Raw genomic sequence first — 17,896 nt, forward strand, 5'->3', positions numbered from 1 at the left:
TCAGAAGCGACGTGCTCCGACCACGGGCGAATACGACATGGGCGACACCTCGACTGTCGAGGTCGCCGCGTGGATCACCAGGCCGTCACCGGCGTACAACGCGGAATGTCCACCGCCGCTGTAGGAGAGCACATCGCCGACGCGTAGCTGGTCGAGCGGTACCGGGGTGCCGGCGGATAGTTGGGACCAGCTGGTGCGCGGCACGTCCACGCCTGCTTGCTGGTAGGCCCACTTCACCAGCCCTGAACAGTCGAAGGTGTTCGGGCCGGTGCCGCCGGATACGTACGGGGCGCCGAGCTTGCTGCGCGCCGCCGCCACCGCGATATCGCCGACGGGCGGGGCGGGCGCGAACTGGGGCGCCCATGGCGGCGAACCGATGCCGGGGATTCCGGCCGGTAGGGGAATCTGATCGGGAACTTCGAATATGCCGAGACCGGGAACTGCGACCGGTCGAGCTTCGGCGGGAGCGGCCGTGCAGAGAAAGGCGCCGGCCGCGGCAGCGAGGGTGGCCAGGACGGCCACGTGTTTTCGGACTAGCGGTACTGACTCCATAATTGCGGTCCTCCGTGCTCAGGTCGAGAGCCGGTGGATCACAACAACTTTCACCGCAAAGTGCGCGGCGAGCGATTCACCGACTTCTCGAACAGCGTTGGAAATACACCACAGCTATATGTCGGTCCTGCAAACCCGGGGAGTCATGTTTCGCCGTATCGGCCGCTGATTCGGAAACGACACGGACAAGATGGATAACGAAACGATAACTATCTACGTTCCCGCAGCGTAGAGGCCGTCCGGAAAATTACGACGGCCGATAGCTCGCCTTGATGTGGAACCGTTCGCCCTGGGGGCCGTAGATGCTCAGGTACTCGACGGGATGCTCGTCGGCATTGCCGAACCAATGCGGGAGGTGCGTATCGAATTCGGCGACCTCGCCGGGTGTCAGGACCATGTCCCGATCGCCCAGGATCAGCCGCAATTTGCCGTTGAGTACGTAGAGCCAGTGGTAGCCCTCGTGGGTGCGCAGGTCGGGTTCGGCGGCCGCGCGGCCGGACAGGATCTGTTTGTAGGCCTGGAGGCCGCCGGGCTTGCGGGTCAGTGGGATGAAGGTCTGGCCGTGCCGGGTCACCGGGCGGGCGTGTACTCGCGGGTCGCCGGTCTCCGGTGCGTCGACCAGTTCGTCGAGCGGAACGTGATGGGCCTTGGCGAGGGGGAGCAGCAGCTCGAGGCTGGGTTTGCGCTGCCCGGACTCCAGCCGTGAGAGGGTGCTCACCGGGATGCCGGTGACCTCCGACAGAGCGGCCAGTGTGGTGCCGTTGCGGCGGCGCAGTTCGCGCAGCCGCGGCCCGATCGCATCGATGACATCGCCGAACTCCTGAAGCATGCCTCTATTGCAGTTATGGCAAATAAATTTGTCAAGTCGCTCGATGGTGTGGATGCTGGGGTCGACCGGTACAGGAGAGCAGGAGAGACGCATGGACCAGCAGTTCTGGGACGAGATGTACGGCGAGAGCGAGCAGCGGTTCAGCGGGCTGCCCAATGACGCCCTGGTCACCGAGGTGACCGGAGTAGAGCCCGGCCAGGTCCTGGACCTGGGCTGCGGCGAGGGCGCGGACGCGTACTGGCTGGCCGAACAGGGCTGGAAGGTGACAGCTGTGGATATCTCGCAGGTGGCGCTGGACCGGGCGGCCGCCGGGCATCCGGAGATCTCCTGGCAGCGGGCCGACATCACGGTGACGCCGCTGCCGGCGAGGTCGTTCGATCTGGTCTCGGCGCACTATTTCCCGATCGCGCACGAACCCGATCACGCCACCCTGCGCGGTGTGCTCGACGCGGTGGCGCCGGGCGGTGCGCTGCTGTTCGTCTCGCACGATCCCACCGAATTCCCCGAACCGCAGGATCACCAGCACCACTTCGATCCCTACGCCTACTACCAGCCCGCCGAGATCGTCGCACTGCTCGACGACGAATGGACCGTCGAGGTGGACGATGTGCGCGACCGCAATCGTCCGGCGGCCGGGCATCAGATCAAGGACCTCGTCCTGCGGGTGCGGCGCGCGGGCTGAACCCTGATCGCGGGCGCTTCGCGGCCGTCGGGCCCGTAACCGCGAAGCGTCCGCGCCGATACCTTCCCACCGTTATCCCGTAATCCGGCCGAGACCGCGCGTCGTAACCCGATTCGGCGAGAGCTGATTGCTATCGTCGGCGGCACCTGTGCGCGGAAACCGGAACCACGAGGTGGAGGGTTGTTCATGCGGCTGTACCGGGTTCACGGACTCGCGGCCGCGGCCGCCACCGTGGTCGTCGTCCTGACCGTGATCCTGGTGGTGATGGCGCAATCCGCGCGTCACCACGTCGACCGCGACACCGCCCCCGCCGTATCGGCGGCCGAACTGGGCGAGCAGTGGACCGCGCTACACGACGGTCCGCAGCCTTATCCCGAGACGCAGATCGACAAAGACGTGCTCATCAGTATGAGCGACGGTGTGGTGCTGAAAGCCGATGTGTACCGGCCCGCGGCGGCGGGCGGTCAGGCGGAGACCCGCCCGCTGCCCACGATCGTCACCATGACGCCGTATTCGAAGATGATGTCGAGCCTCATCGATTCGGCCATGGGCAATCCCGAAGTGCGGCAGTGGACGATGGACCTGGTGCGCCGGATCAACCTGTCCGGGACCCCGATCAGCGGCTTCGAGGATCTGTTGCACGCCCTGGACGGCGGCACCGTGGCGACCGTGCTCGGGCTCGACAGTCAGCTCGTACGCGCCGGGTACACAGTGGTCTCGGTGGATGTGCGCGGCACCGGCCAGTCGCAGGGACTGTGGGACACCCTGGGCGAGCGCGAACAACTCGACACCCGGGAAGTGATCGAATGGTCGGCGCGGCAGCCGTGGTCCAACGGGCGGGTCGCGATGAGCGGTGGTTCCTATGCCGGGATCAACCAGTTGCGTGCCGCCGAGAACGCGCCGAAACCGCTGCAGGCCATTTTCCCGGTCGAACCGGGCAGCGACCTCATGCGCGATGTGGTCGCGCCGGGCGGCGGTGTGGGCGTGACCTTCCTGCCGCTGTGGCTGAACCAGGTGAACCAGGCGAAACTCATGCCGGATGTGCAGGCCATGCTCAACGGCACCTTCGACTGGCAGTGGCTCAGCGACCGGATGGCCGATCCCGCCACGAATTACGATCTGCTGGCCCAGGCGCTGCTCACGCCGTCGCTGCGCAATATGCCGCCGGCATTGGCCGACGCGCTGGACGAGAAGAGCGCGTTCCGGCAGGGCATCATGGGGCATCCGGAGAAGATCACCGTCCCGACCTTCGTCTACGGCGGCTGGCACGATATCTTCGCCAACAGCGCGACCACCCTCTACAACGACATTCCGTTGCCGCCGGGTCGCAAACAGCTCATCGTGGGCGACACCTACCACGCCAATCCCGGTGCCGGGACCGGAACGACCGGGGCCCCACCGCGACTGGACGTCCTGCAGCGCGCGTGGTTCGACCACTGGCTCAAGGACATCGACAACGGCATCACCGACTACGGGCCGGTGATCGTGTGGGAACAGGGCGGCGCCTGGGTGGTCCTCGACCAGTTCCCGCAGCGGGGGATGACCCACCGGCGGGTGTACCTGTCGAGCGCTCCCAGCGGCACCACCTCCGACAGCGTGCACGACGGATCGCTGACCGAGCACCCGGGCGCCGCGGACCAGCTCACGGTCGCTCCCGGCCTGACCAATCTGTGCTCACGGGACGCGGCGCAGGGCTCGGCGGGGATCACCGGGGCACTGGACATGTGCGCCAAGGATTCTCGTATCGCCGAACGCAACGGGCTCACCTTCACCAGCGATACGATCGCCGAGCGCACGGTTCTGTCCGGCCCGATCAATGTGCATCTCAACACCGTGCACGACGCCGAGGACGGCTACTGGAACGTGACCGTCAACGATGTGGCGCCCGACGGCACGTCGACCGTGCTGAGCACCGGGCAGCTCACCGCCTCGATGCGGGCGATCGACGAAGCTCGTAGCACCCGCTCACCGAACGGCGACCTCACCGCACCGCACAACCCGCTCACCCTCGACAGCGTGCAGCAGGTGGTGCCCGGTCAGCCGGTCGCGCTGGATATCGCGGTCATTCCGATCCAGGCCGCGCTCGAACCCGGCCATCGGTTGCGCCTCGATGTCTTCGCCGGGAATTCGCCCAAGGCGCTGGCCTTCCGGCCCATGCTCAACAACACCGAACTCAAGCCCCAACATCTGGCGCTGGACCCGGCCGCGCCGAGTTTCGTCAACCTCCCCACCGACCGGCCCCTGTTCGTCTCCCCGGACCAACCGGCCCAGGCCGCCCCGAGGTCGGCCGTAGCGCCGACTTCGCAGCAGGTGCCGGCGCCGCGTCCGGCCCAGGCGCCCACCCCGCCGACCGTTCCCACCACCACACCCCACCAGGTTCCGGCCCCCACCTCACAGCCCGCGCAGGCCCAGGTCCCGCCGGCATATCCCACGACCCCGCCCGCTCCGGCGCCGCGGGCCGTCCCGGCCGCGCCCCCGGCGCAGCCACCGGTAGCACCGCGGCAGGCCCAGGTCCCGGAAGAAACCACCGGGCCGGCCGCACCCGAAATCCCGGTGCCGACCACGGGCCCGGTCACCACCACCGGACAGCCGCGGGTCGCCGGCAACTGACCGGTACCGGACCATGACGCAGATCACCGTCCGATTCGCCGGGTCCGGCTGCGCGTCGGTCGTCGCGTCGTAAGGTTTCGCCCATGGTGTCGCAGGAGAGAGCCGATCTGGTGCGAGCGGCGGCCGAGGCGAGCCTGCTCGCGGGCAGCCGCCGCTACAACCGCAACGAGGTGGCCGAGAAGGCCGAGGTAACGCCTGATCTGGCGCGGCGCCTGTGGGTATCGCTGGGTTTTCCGGCGAGCGAGGACGACAGCGCGCGCGATTACACCGATGCCGATATCGCGGCCATCCAGCGGTTCCGGGAGGTCGGCATCCTGGCCGGCGCGGACGCCCGGCAGCAGGCCGCGACGGCTCGCACTATCGGCCAGACCATGGCCCGCCTCGCCGAATGGCAGGTCGACCTGGTGCTGGACGAGATCGATCGCCGGGTCGCCGCGGCCGGACCGGGCGCGGACCCGGACCGGATCACCCGCGCGGCCACCGCCGAGACGGTGGAGTTGCTGGAGAGTCTGCTGTCCTATGCCTGGCGGCGTCATCTCGACGCCGCGCTCGCCCGGAATCTCGGGGAGACCACGGTCGCCGCGGACTCGACCCGGGTGCTGGCCGTCGGGTTCGCGGATATGGTCGGCTACACCCGGCTCACCCGCCACCTGCACCCCGACGAACTGTCCACCCTGCTGGAGGCGTTCGAATCCACCACCACCGAGGCGATCTCCGAGAACGGCGGCTGGGTGATCAAGAATGTCGGCGACGAAGTGATGTTCGCGGCCGAATCGCCGCTGGCGGCGGCGCGGATCGCGTTGGCCCTGCAGGAGTCCACCATGACCGTCGGCACCACACCGGAACTGCGGGTCGCGCTCGCCTATGGTCCGGTGCTGCAGCGTTTCGGCGACCTGTACGGGTCGGTGGTGAACATCGCCGCCCGGCTCACCGGCGTCGCCCGCCCCGGCACGATCCTGGTGGACGACGGTCTCGCGCCGGAACTGGACGGGGAGGCGGAGTTCAGCGTCCGGCAGTTGCGCAGCGTCCGGGTCCGGGGGTTCAACCGGCTGCGGCCACATCTGCTCCGGCGCAATGGAAAATCATCACACTGACCTGCGTGATCAAGACTCTTGATTTGAGAATACGAGATTTCTGACAACGTAAATAAACCTTTGGGTAGGGTCGTCGAGGAGTCGATCTCGGCTCGCGCGTGAAAAGGAGATCCAGGATGGCCAAGGGCTATGTCATCGTCACCGAGCTGATCAAGGACCCGGCCGGTATGGCCGAATACGGCAAAGCCGCCGCCAAGGCGATGTCGGACGGTGTGAAGATCCTGGCGATCGATACCGAGTTCGAGGTCCTCGAGGGGGAGTGGCCCGCCACCCAGACGGTGGTGCTGGAGTTCGAGTCCACCGCGGCCGCCCGTGCCTGGTACGAATCCGAGGAGTACCAGGCCGCTGTCCCGCTGCGGCAGGCGGCGGCCGACTGCAACGCGGTGATCGTCAACGGGCTCTGAGCCCGCTACCGCAGCAGCTGGGCCTTGGCGGCCGCGAACTCCTGATCCGACAGCGTGCCGGCATCACGTAGCCGGCCGAGACGCTCCAGCTTGGCGACCAGGTCGTCCTCGGACTGCTCGGGCGGCGGCGGCGCGTACTGCGCCGGCGGCTGCTCGTAGGCCTGCTGCTGCTGCGCGTACGCCTGCTGCTCACCCGCCCGCCGCTGCGCGCGCCGGTCGACGGCATTGGAGGTCGCGCGGGCGGTCCCGGCCACCACCGCGGTGCGGGCAACGGTGCCCAGCAGCCCCGGCCGGCCTACTCGCCCTCCTCTGAACACCATGTCGCTTCCCTTCTCACGAGGCGGCGAGCGCCGCGTCCACGGCGTCGCGCGGGATCTGGACGTGCAATGCCAGTTCACCGCCCGCCGCGGCGACGGTGGCGCCCAGTTCGCGGGCCCAGGTCTGCTCGTACACCACCACCACGGCCGACATCCCCGGCTCGAGGGTTTCGCGCACCACGTCCAGATCGGTGTCGCTGACCAGGCCGCGCGGATCGACGGACAACCCGCCCAGTCCGACGTCGTCCAGCGGTTCGTCCACCTCGAGCTGGACGATATCGCCGTCGGAGGTCTTCGCCAGGTAGATCAGATCGATGATCGTCGCGGCACCGTGATCGACCACCTCCCGCAGCGCGTCCACCACCGTCGGTGCGACGCGGTCCGCGGGAAAGGTCAGCACGGCCAGCTCCACAGGGCCGAGGCGGTCGTTCGTCATGTCCTCGATCCTGTGGCCCGGGCCGCCTCGTCCGCTTCATCCGATACGGGTGAAACCGCGCGCTCGGTGGCGCCGACGCGCGCGGAACCTAGGCTGATCGGGTGAACACATCCGATCGCACTGCGACAGGCCGATCGATCGTCCTCGAGATGCCGGGTGTGCGCGCCGAGATCGGGACGGTGGCCGCCGTGCTGCGCGGACTCACCGTCGGTGGTGTCGCGCTCACCGAATCGGTTCCGGCCGATTCCCCGCCGCCGATGGCCGCCGGTATCGTGCTGGCGCCGTGGCCGAATCGCGTACGTGCCGCCCGCTGGGATCTCGACGGCACAGCGCAGCAACTCGATATCACCGAGGTGTCGCGATCCAACGCGATCCACGGGCTGCTCCGCAATACCGAGTACGAGGTGCGCGAACAGTCCGCCGGCGCGGTGACTCTCGGGGCGCTGGTACCACCGCAGCACGGCTGGCCGTTCCTGCTCGACACCTGGGTCCGTTACCAACTGCGTCCCGACGGACTGAGCGTGACTCACGGGGTGATGAACCACGCTGACCGGTCCGCACCGTATGCGGTGGGGGCGCATCCGTACTTCCGGATCGGCGACGCCTCGATCGAAGATCTCACCCTTACCGTGGCCGCGAGCAGCTATTTCGAGGTCGACGAGCGAATGAATCCGACTGCCGAACGGCCGGTCGCGGGTACCCGCTTCGATCTGCGCGCCGGGGTCCGGGTGGGGGATCTGGACCTCGATACCCCGTTCGGCGGAATCGTGCCCGGCGCCGCCGCCCGGCTCACCGCCGCGGACGGCGCGACCGTCGAACTCGTCCAGGGTGCGGACTGGCGCTATCTCCAGGTGTTCACGGCTCGCGAATTCCCGCGGCCGCCGGGCCGGGGGCTCGCGATCGCGCTGGAGCCGATGACCGCCCCGCCCGATGCCCTGAATTCCGGACAGGGGCTGCGCTGGCTCGACCCCGATGCGAGCTGGGAGGGCGGGTGGGCGATCCGGTACACCGATTCCGGGGCATGACCCGACCGGATGGGCTGTTGCCGCAGTTCGCGTGCCCAGTGTTGCGGACGATCTCCGCGATTCCCGAGCCCGGTGCGCTCACGCACGTGTCGTCCACTCGACCGCCCGGTCGGGAATACCATGTGGCCATGTCAGTCGGGAGCATTCGAATATCGGTCTTCGGGCTCGGATCAGGGCGTGGGGTCGCGTTGCCCACCGCTTCGGCGGCATCGGTATGAGGACGGCGGTCCTGGTCACCGGCGCGACCGGTGCGGTCGGGCGGCGAGTGGTCGACGGGCTGGCCGCCGGCGGCGCGGAGGTCCGGGCGGTGAGCCGGGACCCGTCCACGGCCGGGTTGCCCAGCGATGTCGAATGCGTTGCCGCGCAACAGCCGTTCGGTGATCTGCTGGCAGGCATGCACGCCGCTCTTGTCAATGTCACCGCGCTGGGGCTCGGTGATCCGGCCGTCGACCCCGTCCGGCGGCTCGACGAACTGGTAGCCGCGGCCCATGCACACGGGACCACCCGGCTCGTATTGCTGTCGTCGGCGTCCGCGCTGGACCCGGACAGCCCGATCGGGGCCGGGTACCGTCCGCTCGAGAATCGGATCGAACAGTTCACCGGCAATGTCACGGTCCTGCGGCCCACCCTGTTCGCGTCGAATACCGCGCACTGGTGGGCGGCCGGTATCCAGCAGGCCCGATCCGCGGGCGCCCCTTACGCCGACGTGGCGATAGCGCCGATCGACGAACGCGATGTCGCGGACGCGATCACCGCGGCGCTGCTGCGCGCGGCCCGGCCGGGACGGTCGGATCACCTCCTGACCGGGCCCGAGCGGCTGACACCCCGCGAACTGGTCGCGATCATCGCCGGGCTCCTCGGCACCGATATCGCCTTCGACGAAGTGCCGCCTGCCGTCGTGCGCCGGGAACTCCTGGACGCGGGGGCCGCGGAATGGGCTGTGGACGGACTGCTGCGTTCCTTCGAGTACGCGGGCAGTGAACCCATTGCGATTTCGGATGCGTTACAGCAGTTCACCGGTCGTGCGCCGCGTACGTATGCCGAATGGGTCGCCGACCACCTGACGCTGTTCCGGTAGCCCGGCCCGACGTGCGCGACCCGGCGCTAACCGCGCCAGGTCCGGCGGAGTTCACCCGACACCGGGTGGATCCCACCCGCCGCCGCGGCGCCGGCCGGAACCGGACTCATCTCTCGGCCAGCACCAGCGCGAATCGGTGGGCGGGATCGGTCCAGGTCTGCCGCATCGCGAAGCCGGCCGCCGCCAGTTCCGCGCGGAAACCGGGCAGCCGGAACTTCGCCGAGATCTCGGTGCGCATCTGTTCTCCGGCGGCGAATTCGACGACGAGATCCAGTTCGGGGATCGTGACCCGCATGGGCTCGGTGGCGACCAAACGCATTTCGATCCATTCGAGGTCGCGATCCCATACCGCGAGATGGTCGAATGCGAACGGATCGAAATCGGCGCCGAGACGATCGTTGAGCACCCGCAGCACATTCCGGTTGAATTCCGCTGTCACACCGGCGGCGTCAGCGTAGGCGGGAATCATCACGGCGGGGTCGGTCACCAGACCTATCCCGAAGAGCACCTGTTCACCGGGGACGAGCACCCGATGCAATTCGCCGAGGAATGCGGCGCGTTCCCGGGGCGGGAGATTGCCCAGCGTCCCGCCGAGCAGCGCGACCAGGCGCCGGCCACCGTGCGGCAGTGCGGGCAGCATGGTGGTGAAATCGCTGACGATTCCGTGGATCGACAATTGCGGGAATTCCTCGCCGATCCAATCGATGGCCGAGCGCAGCGCGCTTTCGGACACATCCTGCGGTACGTAGGAGCACAGTGACCCGCGTCGGCTGAGCGCGTTGAGCAGCAGGCGCGTCTTCTCCGACGACCCCGAACCGAGTTCGACCAGTTCGGTCGCGCCGTACGCGAGGTCGGCGATATCCTCGGCGGCGGTGCGCAGCAACGCCCGTTCGGTGCGGCTGGGGTAGTACTCCGGCAGGCCGGTGATGAGGTTGAAGAGTTTGCTACCGCGCGCGTCGTAGAACCATTTGGGCGGAAGCCATTTCCGGCTGCCGGTCAAACCCCACAGCACATCCGTCCGCAACTGATCGCGCAGGTCGGCTTCCGTGAGCTGAATGTCGAACGTGGGTACGGTAGCCAACGGAGGTCTCCTTTTCCTGCGGCTCTTGTCGAGAAGTTATGGGAAGCGCGGTTCCGGGACATCCGCCGAATGGGACCGGAATATCCGCACCTGCCCATATCGGACCGTGTATCGCGGTGCCACAGCTGGGCCGGATGACCGCCGGATCAGGGCGCTGACCGCCGGATGCGGATATTCCGAGAAGCCGCGGCCGATGTTCTGAAAGTGTGTTGCGGTCGGCGCTGTGAACGGGAACCCGCCCACGTCCGCCACTGGGCCCGATGGCCGAGGATTTCATGGCCGCGTCAGCGCTCGGCGACGACGAGGAAGTCATCTACGCGGGCGACGCCGGCGGTGCGGCGCTCGTCTGCCTCCAGGCGCTGCACCGGGAGCTCAGGGAACTGCGCGCCGAGGTCGAGCGCCCGCTTGGCGAGGCATCCGGCTATTATTCAGCACCTTCGATGCTGCCGGTGATCCTGCAGGTAGATATCGGCCGTTTCTCTTCTGCAATCTCCCTGATTCGCCACAGCTGCGGACCGTGCGCTGAATATTGGCTACTATTCGGTTATTCACCGATCGTCGTGTGCCGTGCAAACGCTCCGCTCCTGGACGGGAGAGAAGGATGCCGCTTTTCTCACCGGGATTCTCCGGTCGCCGGCCCACCGCCGACACCGACACCCGTCTGCCGCCCGGCCAGTACTCGACCGAGGATTTCCCGGTGCTCTCGGCCGGCCCGACGCCGGTGGTCCATCCGGAGAACTGGACTCTCACCATTGTCGCCGAGAGCGGTGCGAAAACCGTCTGGGATCGGGACCGATTCCAGGGACTGCCGCAGGAATCTCCGCACGTCGATATCCACTGCGTCACCCGCTGGTCGAAGCTCGACACCGACTGGACGGGCGTCTCCTTCGACACCTTGCTCGAAGAAGTCGAGACCCAGGCGGACTACGCGCTGATCGAGTCGTACGGCGGCTACACGACCAATGTCCCGCTCGAGGATCTCACCGACGGCCGGGCCTGGATCGTGCACAGTTTCGGTGGCCGCGATCTCGATCCGGAACACGGCGGCCCGGCCCGCCTGCTCATTCCGCATCTGTACTTCTGGAAATCGGCCAAATGGGTCACCCGGATCCAGCTCCTCGATGAGGAGATCCCCGGTTTCTGGGAGTCCGCCGGATACCACGACTACGGCGACCCGTGGCGCGAGCAACGCTACCGGGACGATTGAGGTGGCGCGGTGGCTGGCGGCAGAGCTCGTGCGAGCGCGCCCGGAGGCACCCGGCGCGCGCACTCTCACCCTGCGCATACCGGGATGGCCGGGGCATCTGCCCGGTCAGCACGTCGACGTGCGGCTCACCGCGCCCGACGGTTATCACGCCGAGCGCAGCTACTCCCTGGCCGCTCCCGCCGCCGGCGACCTGGTGCAGTTGACGGTGCAACGGGTGCCCGGCGGCGAAGTGTCGCCTTACCTGGTGGACACGCTCCCGTTGGGCGCGTTCATCGAGATACGCGGACCCGTCGGCGGCTGGTTCGTCTGGGAACCTTCCGAATCGCCGGTGTTCCTGGTGGGCGGAGGCGCCGGCATCGTCCCGCTGATGGCGATGGTCCGGGCACACCGGGGCGCGGGTTGCGCCGCGCCGCTGCGCCTGATCTATTCCGTGCGCGAGCCCGGCGGACGGTACTACCGCGACGAACTGGACCAGCCCGGCGAAGGGCGGACGCGGGTGGATCTCCTGTACACCCGGCGCGCCCCGGCCGGTTTCCCGCGGCCCGTCGGCCGGCTCACCGCCGCCGACCTCGCCGATCACACTGGACCGCCGTCGTCCGGCGTCACCTGTTACGTCTGTGGCCCAACGGGTTTCGTCGAGGCGGCCGCGGAACTGCTGGTGGGCGCGGGGTACGCGCCGGGCGTCGTGCGCACCGAGCGGTTCGGTCCGAGCGGAGGATGAAATGACGACCTCACGATCTCGCGCTTTCGGCGACGACCACGTCGACGGCAATGCGCTGGCCGGCCCGCTGTCGGAAGTGTTCGTCGCCGATATCACCCTCTGCGATTGCCGCTGCGGGCACTGCGGTCGCACCGGCCCGCTGGCCTCGGCCATGGTCTACACCCACTGTCCCGGCCGGGTGGCGCGCTGCTCGCAGTGTGCTCGCGTGCTGTTGCGGATCACCGAGACGCCCACCGGCACCTGGCTGGATCTCGGTTCCGGCGCGTCGCTACGCCTGCCGGCCCCACCGGCCTGAGCCGCCGACCGAGTTCGGATCGTCCCGCGAGGATCGGAGGAGAGTGTGACCACTGTGCTGAGCCGATACTTCGGTGAACGAGCCTGACGTGCTGTTGCACAATGCGCGGCTCATCGACGGACGCGGCGGCGACCCGCTACCGGACGCGGCGGTCCTCGTCCGCGACGGCCGGTTCGCCTGGGTCGGGCCGCGCGGTGCGGAACCCGATGTCGGCGCGGAGCCGCGGATCGATCTGCGCGGCAACACCATCTGCCCCGGATTCTTCGACTGCCACGTGCATTTCGCGCTCCGGGTGCGAAGGCACCCTCTACGACGGTCTCGCCCAACCCGCCTCCTACCGCACCCTGGCTGTGGTGGAACGCCTGCGGGTGACGCTGCACAACGGCGTCACCACGGCTCGCGACCTCATGGGTCTCGACACCGGATACCGTGACGCGATCGCCGGCGGCCTCATCGAGGGCCCCGGCTGCTGGTGGCGATCAATATGCTGAGTCAGTCGGCCGGCCACGCCGATCTCGCTCCGCTCCGGTTTCGATCCGACCCCGTATCTCGCCGCCCCCGAGGCGCCCCCGTATCGCGTCGACAGCGTCGACGAGATACGCAAGGCCGTGCGCCGGCTGATCGCCGTGGGCGCGGATGTGGCTCGAGGTGGCGTCCAGTGGCGGCGTCACCAGCCCGAACGACCAGCCCGAATGGCTCGGTATGCGAACCGAATTGATCCGCGACGCGGTCGAAGAGGGCATCGCCTACGGCGGTGAGCCGGTTGCCGCGCACGCCATCGGCTACGCGGGAATCGAGGCGGCGGTCGAGGCGGGCGTGAAGTTCGGCGGACTCACCCGCGCGGAGGCCATCGTCGCCGGTACCCGGACGTCGGCTCGACTGTGCGGTCTGGACGATCATCTCGGTACCGTCGAGACCGGAAAGATCGCCGATATCGTTGTGGCCGAGGGTAATCCGCTCGACGATATCGATTCGCTGGGAGATCCCGCCAAGATCCTGCTGGTGATCAAGGACGGGGTCGCGGTGGTCGACCGCGATGGGTTCCTGTCGCCGACCCGCTGAACCCGCCGAGCCGCGGTCAGGCCGGGGTGATGATCTGGATCAGGTTTCCGCAGGTATCGTCGAATACCGCCGTGGTGACCGGTCCCGTCTCCATCGGTTCCTGCGTGAACGTCACCCCCAGACCGTGCAGCCGCTCGTATTCCGCCCGCACATCGGCGACCTCGAACGCGGTACCCGGAATGCCTTCGGCCGCCAGCCCTTCCTTGTAGGACTTGACCACGGGATGCCGGTCCGGTTCGAGCAGCAGCTCGGTGCCCTCGGGGTCCTCCGGTGAGACGAGCGTCAGCCACCGGTCCGCGCCCAGCGGGATGTCGTTCTTCTTGATGAAGCCGAGTACGCGGCCGTAGAAGTCGAGGGCTTTCTGCTGGTCGTCGACGAACACGCTGGTCCGGTGGATTTTCACGGTGCCTGTCCTTTCGTGGTGGCCGGCCACCGTTCGGCGATGGCGGCCAGCGGAGTGGTGTCGAGATGGTGGAACTTGTACCGCCCCTGCTTGCGCGTGGTGATCAACTCGGCCTCCTCCAGCACCGCCAGATGCTGGGATACGGCTTGGCGGGTCAGGCTCAGCTGATGCCGGGTGGTCAGGCGGACGCAGATCTCGAACAGGGTCTGGCCGTCGTGCTCGGCCAGTTCATCGAGAATCGTCCGCCGAGTGGGATCGGCGAGGGCCTTGAAGATATCGCCCATGGGCCGACAATAGGCAAGTAGATGCTTGCCTGTCAATATCGGTGCGGTCGCGCGCGCGGTCGCATCGTGCGACGTCCCCACTCTCGGAGTTGGGCCGACAACGTGGGACGGCGAACCGCGATGGAACGCCTGACGCGCAGGTCGGCGTCGGCGTGTGCCGTGCGATCCGGCGTCCCGCAGCCTCGGTGCGGTCAAACCTGTTGAGTACGGCAAGGATCCGGTTCCCGTCGTATCGGTGCGCGGCTGCGCTCGAGGCGGTATGCGAGATCGTCCCGGAAATCGCGGTGGCGCAATGGCGTCGGGACGAGCGCTGGGCGGCCCCGCATCCTGGTCGGGCGCCGCGCCCTGAACAGCGCAAAGTATCCCTACAGCTCGGGTGTGCGGTAGGCAATACGGGCCCGGGCGTAGGGGGGTAGATTAGTACCCGGAACTTCTCGTGGATAAACCAGCGGTCGGCCGGGCCGGGTTACCCGGGCAGGTAGGGAGCGTCAGTGGAGCTCGAGGACGCGCGCCAGTTCGCGGCGCGGGTGTGGGGCAGCGCGAATACGACGCGGTCCGAACGTTTGGCCGCCGTCAAGGCGGATGCGCATGCACGTGGCAAGGAACCGTTCGACCTGGGTCGGCTCGAATCACTGTGCGATACGAGCCATGAGGGCCGGCTGGACCCCACCTCTTGGCGGCAGCGCCGGTTCGAGCTGATCTATTACAGCCATCCGGAGATGATGCGGATCGAAGACCTGGCCGAACATGTCATGATGTCGCAGGGCTGGACGGTCTGACCCCTACTTTCGCCGGCCGGCCGCACGACCTCGAACGAACCCGTCCCCAGCGTTCTCACCCGGAGATCCGAACCTTCCAGATCCGCCCGATTGTGGTGTCTTCCACTCGTCCGATGAACGGCTATCGAAGAATTCCGCCGTCGGCCGCCTTGTCCACCACTCCCCGGCGCGTCCGGCAGCCTGTCGGACGAAAGGCCGTGCGCTATGGCACGCGTCCGGCCGGTCCGATCGGCAACGGGCGGTGCGCGAGAATGTATCCGTGACCACCGACGATGCCCGACCCGCCGCGCCCGTGACCAGCGCATCGATCATCGTGCTGACCCTCGCGCGGCGGATCGAGAGCGAACTCGGCGCCGCGCTCGCGCCGCTGGATCTGACGGTCCGCCGGCTCGGCCTGCTCGGCCATATCTCCGGCGTGCCGGGGGCCTCGTTCAGCGATTTGGCGCGAATGTCGGGCATCAGCGTTCAGAGCGTGCACACGGCGGTGAAGTCCCTGGTCGACGCGGGGCTCGTCCGTGACCGGACGGCGCGAGCGGGTTCGGCGTCGACGATCGAACTCACCACCAAGGGATCCCGTCTGCTCGCCGAAGCGAAAGAAGCCGTGTCCACGGTCGACGACATCATGTTCGGCCCGGCGGCGGACCCGATCCAACAGCAGGTGGGCGGGGCCATCCTGGACGCGTTCGCCGGATTTCGGCCCGGCGCCTGACCAACCTCGCCGGGTGCCTCTCAGCGGGTTCGGTCCGCCTATCGGTTGACCCACTCCATCATCCTTCAGTTCGACTGAAGCTACCTGCTAACCTTCAGCCTTATTGAAGGATGAATGGAGTGGGTCCTTGAACCATGTGTTGCTGTCACCGGCATCTACAACCTGATCTGGGCAGCCGTGGTCGTGCTCATGATCGTCCGGCCCGGCTCCGTCACCTGACACCTTCGATCCAGCGACGACCGACACCGAAAGGACCGGAACATGACCGATCAGGGAGTCACCTTCATCAACGTGATCGAAATCCCCGGCGACCGCGTCGAGGAATTCGTGGCGCGGTAGCGCGAACGCGCCGCACTCATGCGGACAGCACCCGGGTTCCGTGATGTACGCCTACACCGGGCGCTGCTGCCGGATTCCCGCTTCCAGCGCGAGACCACCCTGCTGCCCTCGCATGGACGCGCGCAGCTGCTTCAGCGCGGCCAGGAAAGGTTCGTGGACTGCCCGCCACTCCGGCGAACCGGCGCCGGCTCGCTCGACCACCACGCTGTGCGCGATCAGGGCTTCCCGAATATCGCGCAGCCGCTCGTAGGCCGACCAGGCGTCGTCGCACACAGCTTGCGGCGCGACCAGTTCGAGTTCGTAGATCACCGCGACGAGGTGGTTGGACCGGAATGCCGCGGTGACCTCCGTGCGGTTCAGCGGGGTAGGCCCTTCGATGGCGAGGGCCTGGATCGCGCTGTCGGTCTGAGTGAGCGCCGTCAAATACTTCACGTAGACCTGACGTCGGGTGTCCTCGGTTCGCTCCGTTCGCTCCCGGCGGGCCCGGATGGTCTCCATCATCATGGTGGAGGCCGCCCCCAGGAGTGCTCCGCCCAGCGTCCCGACTACTGCCACCCACTCCAGAGCCACACCGCTACATTACCGCCCCAACACCTTTCGATATCTGGTCGATCCGTCCAGTCGGGACGCAACGACCCCCGCCCTCCGGCACCGGCGTGGTGCCGGTGTGGCTCTCCGGGCCGGTGATCGCCGCATACCGTTGCCCCTGCCCCTCCGAGACCTCGTCGCGGCGGCAGGTCCCCACGAACGCGACCCACGTCGAATCCGACCCGCGTGTCCCGAAGAGCAGTCCCACCATCAGGCAACAGGGCCGTTTCGAGCGACACCCTCGAACACACGCCGTGGGCCGGAACCGGATGATCGTCGAGCCGCCGGCGGCGGCACCGGCGCGATCGGCGGCATTGGCACCCGTGGTGCCACCGGAGGACACTGGGGGAATGGTCGACAGGGAGCAACGCACCCCCTTCTACGGGATAGTGCTGATTCTCGCTGCGCTCGGTGCGTCGATAGCGGTCAGTTACTACGGGCCGGCCTGGTTGCGTGTCACGGTCTATATCGTCACGGTGTTGGCTGTCCTGGTCGGCGGCGTCATGACGTTCCGGGACTATTCGCACTGACGTCGCGAACGCGGATGAACGTTTCCCCGGCTCGTCCGGGGCGACGCGCATCAGCGCAGCCGTCGGAGCGGGAGGGCGGACGACCCAGTCGGGGGAACCGGAAGATCCGGCCGGTCATATCGGGCGGCGTCGGGCCGGCCGCACGTGGTCGCTCGGTCAGCTGGGGCGGGTGGCGCGGTAGTAGGTGACCCGGCCGACGAGGCGATGGTGCTGGGTAGCCATCTCGTCACAGATGAACCCCGCCGAGCGCAGGAGCCGGGGGATGGTGCCGTCGAAGTTGTCCGGGACGAGGCGCGTCAGCAGCTTCTTCGGGGCCGCGAAGCCGTCCCCCTCTGTCGAGGTGCCGCCCACGTCGAGCAGGTGCAGTTGCCCGCCGGGGCGCAGCACCCGCCACACCTCGGCCGCGGTCCCGGCCTTCACGTCGGTCTCCAGGTGGTGCAGCATCAACGCCGAGAGCACCCGGTCGAACTCGCCGTCGGAACAGGGCAGCTGCTGGGCATAGCCGATCTCGAAACGGAGTCCGCTCGGCTCGTTCGCCTTTCGTTGTGCGCGGGCCAGTGCCCGTGGGTCGGGATCGGAGCCGACGATGTCGATACCGGGGCAGGCGTGTTTGGCCTTGATGGTGAGATTGCCTGTTCCGCAGCCGATTTCCAGAACACGGTGGCCGTCGCGAAGGTCGGCCTGGGTAATGAGCCTGTCGTGCATTCGCGGGGTGCCGAACAGTCGCGAGAACAGGTCGTAACCCGGCAGTAGCGCGTGCAGGCCCGCGGCGGGCAGGTAATCGGGTCGTTGGGGAACGGCTCGGGGGATGTCATGTGGAGGATATTCGGTCATACCTGCCATGATCGTCACCAGCTCACCACCATAATTG

21 protein-coding genes and 1 pseudogene are annotated in these 17,896 nt (G+C 67.8%); 13 read left to right on the top strand and 9 right to left on the bottom strand.

The features are described 5' to 3' along the window. Entirely contained in the window at positions 1-552 is a 552-nt protein-coding gene (locus tag OG804_RS25685; protein ID WP_328390693.1) for a C40 family peptidase, read from the bottom strand. A 247-nt stretch (positions 553-799) separates the two neighbouring features. Then, positions 800-1,381 carry a helix-turn-helix domain-containing protein gene (locus OG804_RS25690; protein ID WP_328390695.1) on the bottom strand — a complete coding sequence of 194 codons (582 nt, stop codon included), beginning with the start codon at positions 1,379-1,381 and terminating at the stop codon, positions 800-802. A gap of 91 nt (positions 1,382-1,472) precedes the next feature. Here OG804_RS25690 and OG804_RS25695 point away from each other — a divergent pair, with 91 nt between their 5' ends. From OG804_RS25695 to OG804_RS25710, 4 genes are all read left to right on the top strand, one after another. Further along, positions 1,473-2,063: a class I SAM-dependent methyltransferase gene (locus OG804_RS25695; protein ID WP_328390698.1), complete on the top strand. Its 591-nt coding sequence runs from the start codon at positions 1,473-1,475 to the stop codon at positions 2,061-2,063. 186 nt (positions 2,064-2,249) lie between these two features. Beyond that, a complete protein-coding gene (locus tag OG804_RS25700) occupies positions 2,250-4,673 on the top strand; it encodes a CocE/NonD family hydrolase (RefSeq protein ID WP_328390700.1) in 2,424 nt (807 codons plus the stop codon). Between the two features lie 83 nt (positions 4,674-4,756). Then, the gene (locus tag OG804_RS25705; RefSeq protein WP_328390702.1) at positions 4,757-5,767 is read left to right on the top strand and encodes an adenylate/guanylate cyclase domain-containing protein; all 1,011 of its coding nucleotides are present in this window, start codon (positions 4,757-4,759) and stop codon (positions 5,765-5,767) included. Between the two features lie 116 nt (positions 5,768-5,883). Next, positions 5,884-6,171: a DUF1330 domain-containing protein gene (locus OG804_RS25710; protein ID WP_328390704.1), complete on the top strand. Its 288-nt coding sequence runs from the start codon at positions 5,884-5,886 to the stop codon at positions 6,169-6,171. Between the two features lie 5 nt (positions 6,172-6,176). Here the strand turns inward: OG804_RS25710 and OG804_RS25715 are convergent, their stop codons facing one another. Continuing rightward, positions 6,177-6,491 carry an SHOCT domain-containing protein gene (locus tag OG804_RS25715; protein ID WP_328390706.1) on the bottom strand — a complete coding sequence of 105 codons (315 nt, stop codon included), beginning with the start codon at positions 6,489-6,491 and terminating at the stop codon, positions 6,177-6,179. 13 nt (positions 6,492-6,504) lie between these two features. Next, on the bottom strand, positions 6,505-6,924 hold the full coding sequence (locus OG804_RS25720; RefSeq protein WP_328390708.1) for a DUF6325 family protein: 420 nt from the start codon (positions 6,922-6,924) through the stop codon (positions 6,505-6,507). Between the two features lie 101 nt (positions 6,925-7,025). Here OG804_RS25720 and OG804_RS25725 point away from each other — a divergent pair, with 101 nt between their 5' ends. Next, entirely contained in the window at positions 7,026-7,949 is a 924-nt protein-coding gene (locus OG804_RS25725) for an aldose 1-epimerase family protein (protein ID WP_328390711.1), read from the top strand. Positions 7,950-8,163: 214 nt separating this feature from the next. Next, positions 8,164-9,027: an SDR family oxidoreductase gene (locus OG804_RS25730; RefSeq protein ID WP_328390713.1), complete on the top strand. Its 864-nt coding sequence runs from the start codon at positions 8,164-8,166 to the stop codon at positions 9,025-9,027. A gap of 106 nt (positions 9,028-9,133) precedes the next feature. Here OG804_RS25730 and egtD read toward each other — a convergent pair whose 3' ends face one another. Beyond that, entirely contained in the window at positions 9,134-10,108 is a 975-nt protein-coding gene (gene egtD / locus OG804_RS25735; RefSeq protein ID WP_442941634.1) for an L-histidine N(alpha)-methyltransferase, read from the bottom strand. A gap of 601 nt (positions 10,109-10,709) precedes the next feature. On the opposite strand from egtD, the gene OG804_RS25740 reads away from it, so the two are divergent. The 4 genes and pseudogenes from OG804_RS25740 to OG804_RS25755 all read left to right on the top strand — a co-directional run bounded on the left by OG804_RS25740 (position 10,710) and on the right by OG804_RS25755 (position 13,393). Continuing rightward, entirely contained in the window at positions 10,710-11,315 is a 606-nt protein-coding gene (locus tag OG804_RS25740; protein WP_328390715.1) for a molybdopterin-dependent oxidoreductase, read from the top strand. A gap of 1 nt (position 11,316) precedes the next feature. Continuing rightward, positions 11,317-12,036 (top strand): ferredoxin reductase, encoded by a 720-nt coding sequence (locus tag OG804_RS25745; protein ID WP_328390717.1) that lies wholly within the window; start codon positions 11,317-11,319, stop codon positions 12,034-12,036. A 1-nt stretch (position 12,037) separates the two neighbouring features. After that, entirely contained in the window at positions 12,038-12,331 is a 294-nt protein-coding gene (locus OG804_RS25750; RefSeq protein ID WP_328390719.1) for a DUF6510 family protein, read from the top strand. Positions 12,332-12,422: 91 nt separating this feature from the next. Beyond that, a pseudogene (locus OG804_RS25755) lies at positions 12,423-13,393 on the top strand (amidohydrolase family protein). Between the two features lie 16 nt (positions 13,394-13,409). On the opposite strand, the gene OG804_RS25760 reads toward OG804_RS25755, so the two are convergent. Next, entirely contained in the window at positions 13,410-13,796 is a 387-nt protein-coding gene (locus tag OG804_RS25760; RefSeq protein WP_328390721.1) for a VOC family protein, read from the bottom strand. Further along, positions 13,793-14,080 (bottom strand): ArsR/SmtB family transcription factor, encoded by a 288-nt coding sequence (locus tag OG804_RS25765; RefSeq protein WP_328390723.1) that lies wholly within the window; start codon positions 14,078-14,080, stop codon positions 13,793-13,795. The genes OG804_RS25760 and OG804_RS25765 overlap by 4 nt, the downstream gene beginning before the upstream one ends. 491 nt (positions 14,081-14,571) lie before the next feature. Between OG804_RS25765 and OG804_RS25770 the strand changes: the two genes are divergently transcribed. Next, positions 14,572-14,859, top strand: a complete 288-nt coding sequence (locus OG804_RS25770; protein ID WP_328390725.1) for a hypothetical protein — start codon at positions 14,572-14,574, stop codon at positions 14,857-14,859. Between the two features lie 259 nt (positions 14,860-15,118). Continuing rightward, complete coding sequence (locus OG804_RS25775) at positions 15,119-15,568, top strand: MarR family winged helix-turn-helix transcriptional regulator (RefSeq protein ID WP_328390727.1); 450 nt, start codon at positions 15,119-15,121, stop codon at positions 15,566-15,568. Between the two features lie 390 nt (positions 15,569-15,958). Here the strand turns inward: OG804_RS25775 and OG804_RS25780 are convergent, their stop codons facing one another. Continuing rightward, a complete protein-coding gene (locus OG804_RS25780) occupies positions 15,959-16,477 on the bottom strand; it encodes a hypothetical protein (RefSeq protein ID WP_328390729.1) in 519 nt (172 codons plus the stop codon). Positions 16,478-16,845: 368 nt separating this feature from the next. Here OG804_RS25780 and OG804_RS25785 point away from each other — a divergent pair, with 368 nt between their 5' ends. Then, on the top strand, positions 16,846-17,025 hold the full coding sequence (locus OG804_RS25785; RefSeq protein ID WP_328390731.1) for a hypothetical protein: 180 nt from the start codon (positions 16,846-16,848) through the stop codon (positions 17,023-17,025). A gap of 156 nt (positions 17,026-17,181) precedes the next feature. On the opposite strand, the gene OG804_RS25790 is transcribed toward OG804_RS25785, so the two are convergent. Beyond that, the gene (locus OG804_RS25790) at positions 17,182-17,859 is read right to left on the bottom strand and encodes a class I SAM-dependent methyltransferase (RefSeq protein ID WP_328390733.1); all 678 of its coding nucleotides are present in this window, start codon (positions 17,857-17,859) and stop codon (positions 17,182-17,184) included. Positions 17,860-17,896: the final 37 nt, after the last annotated feature.

The organism is Nocardia sp. NBC_00416, assembly GCF_036032445.1.
Taxonomy (GTDB): Bacteria; Actinomycetota; Actinomycetes; order Mycobacteriales; family Mycobacteriaceae; genus Nocardia.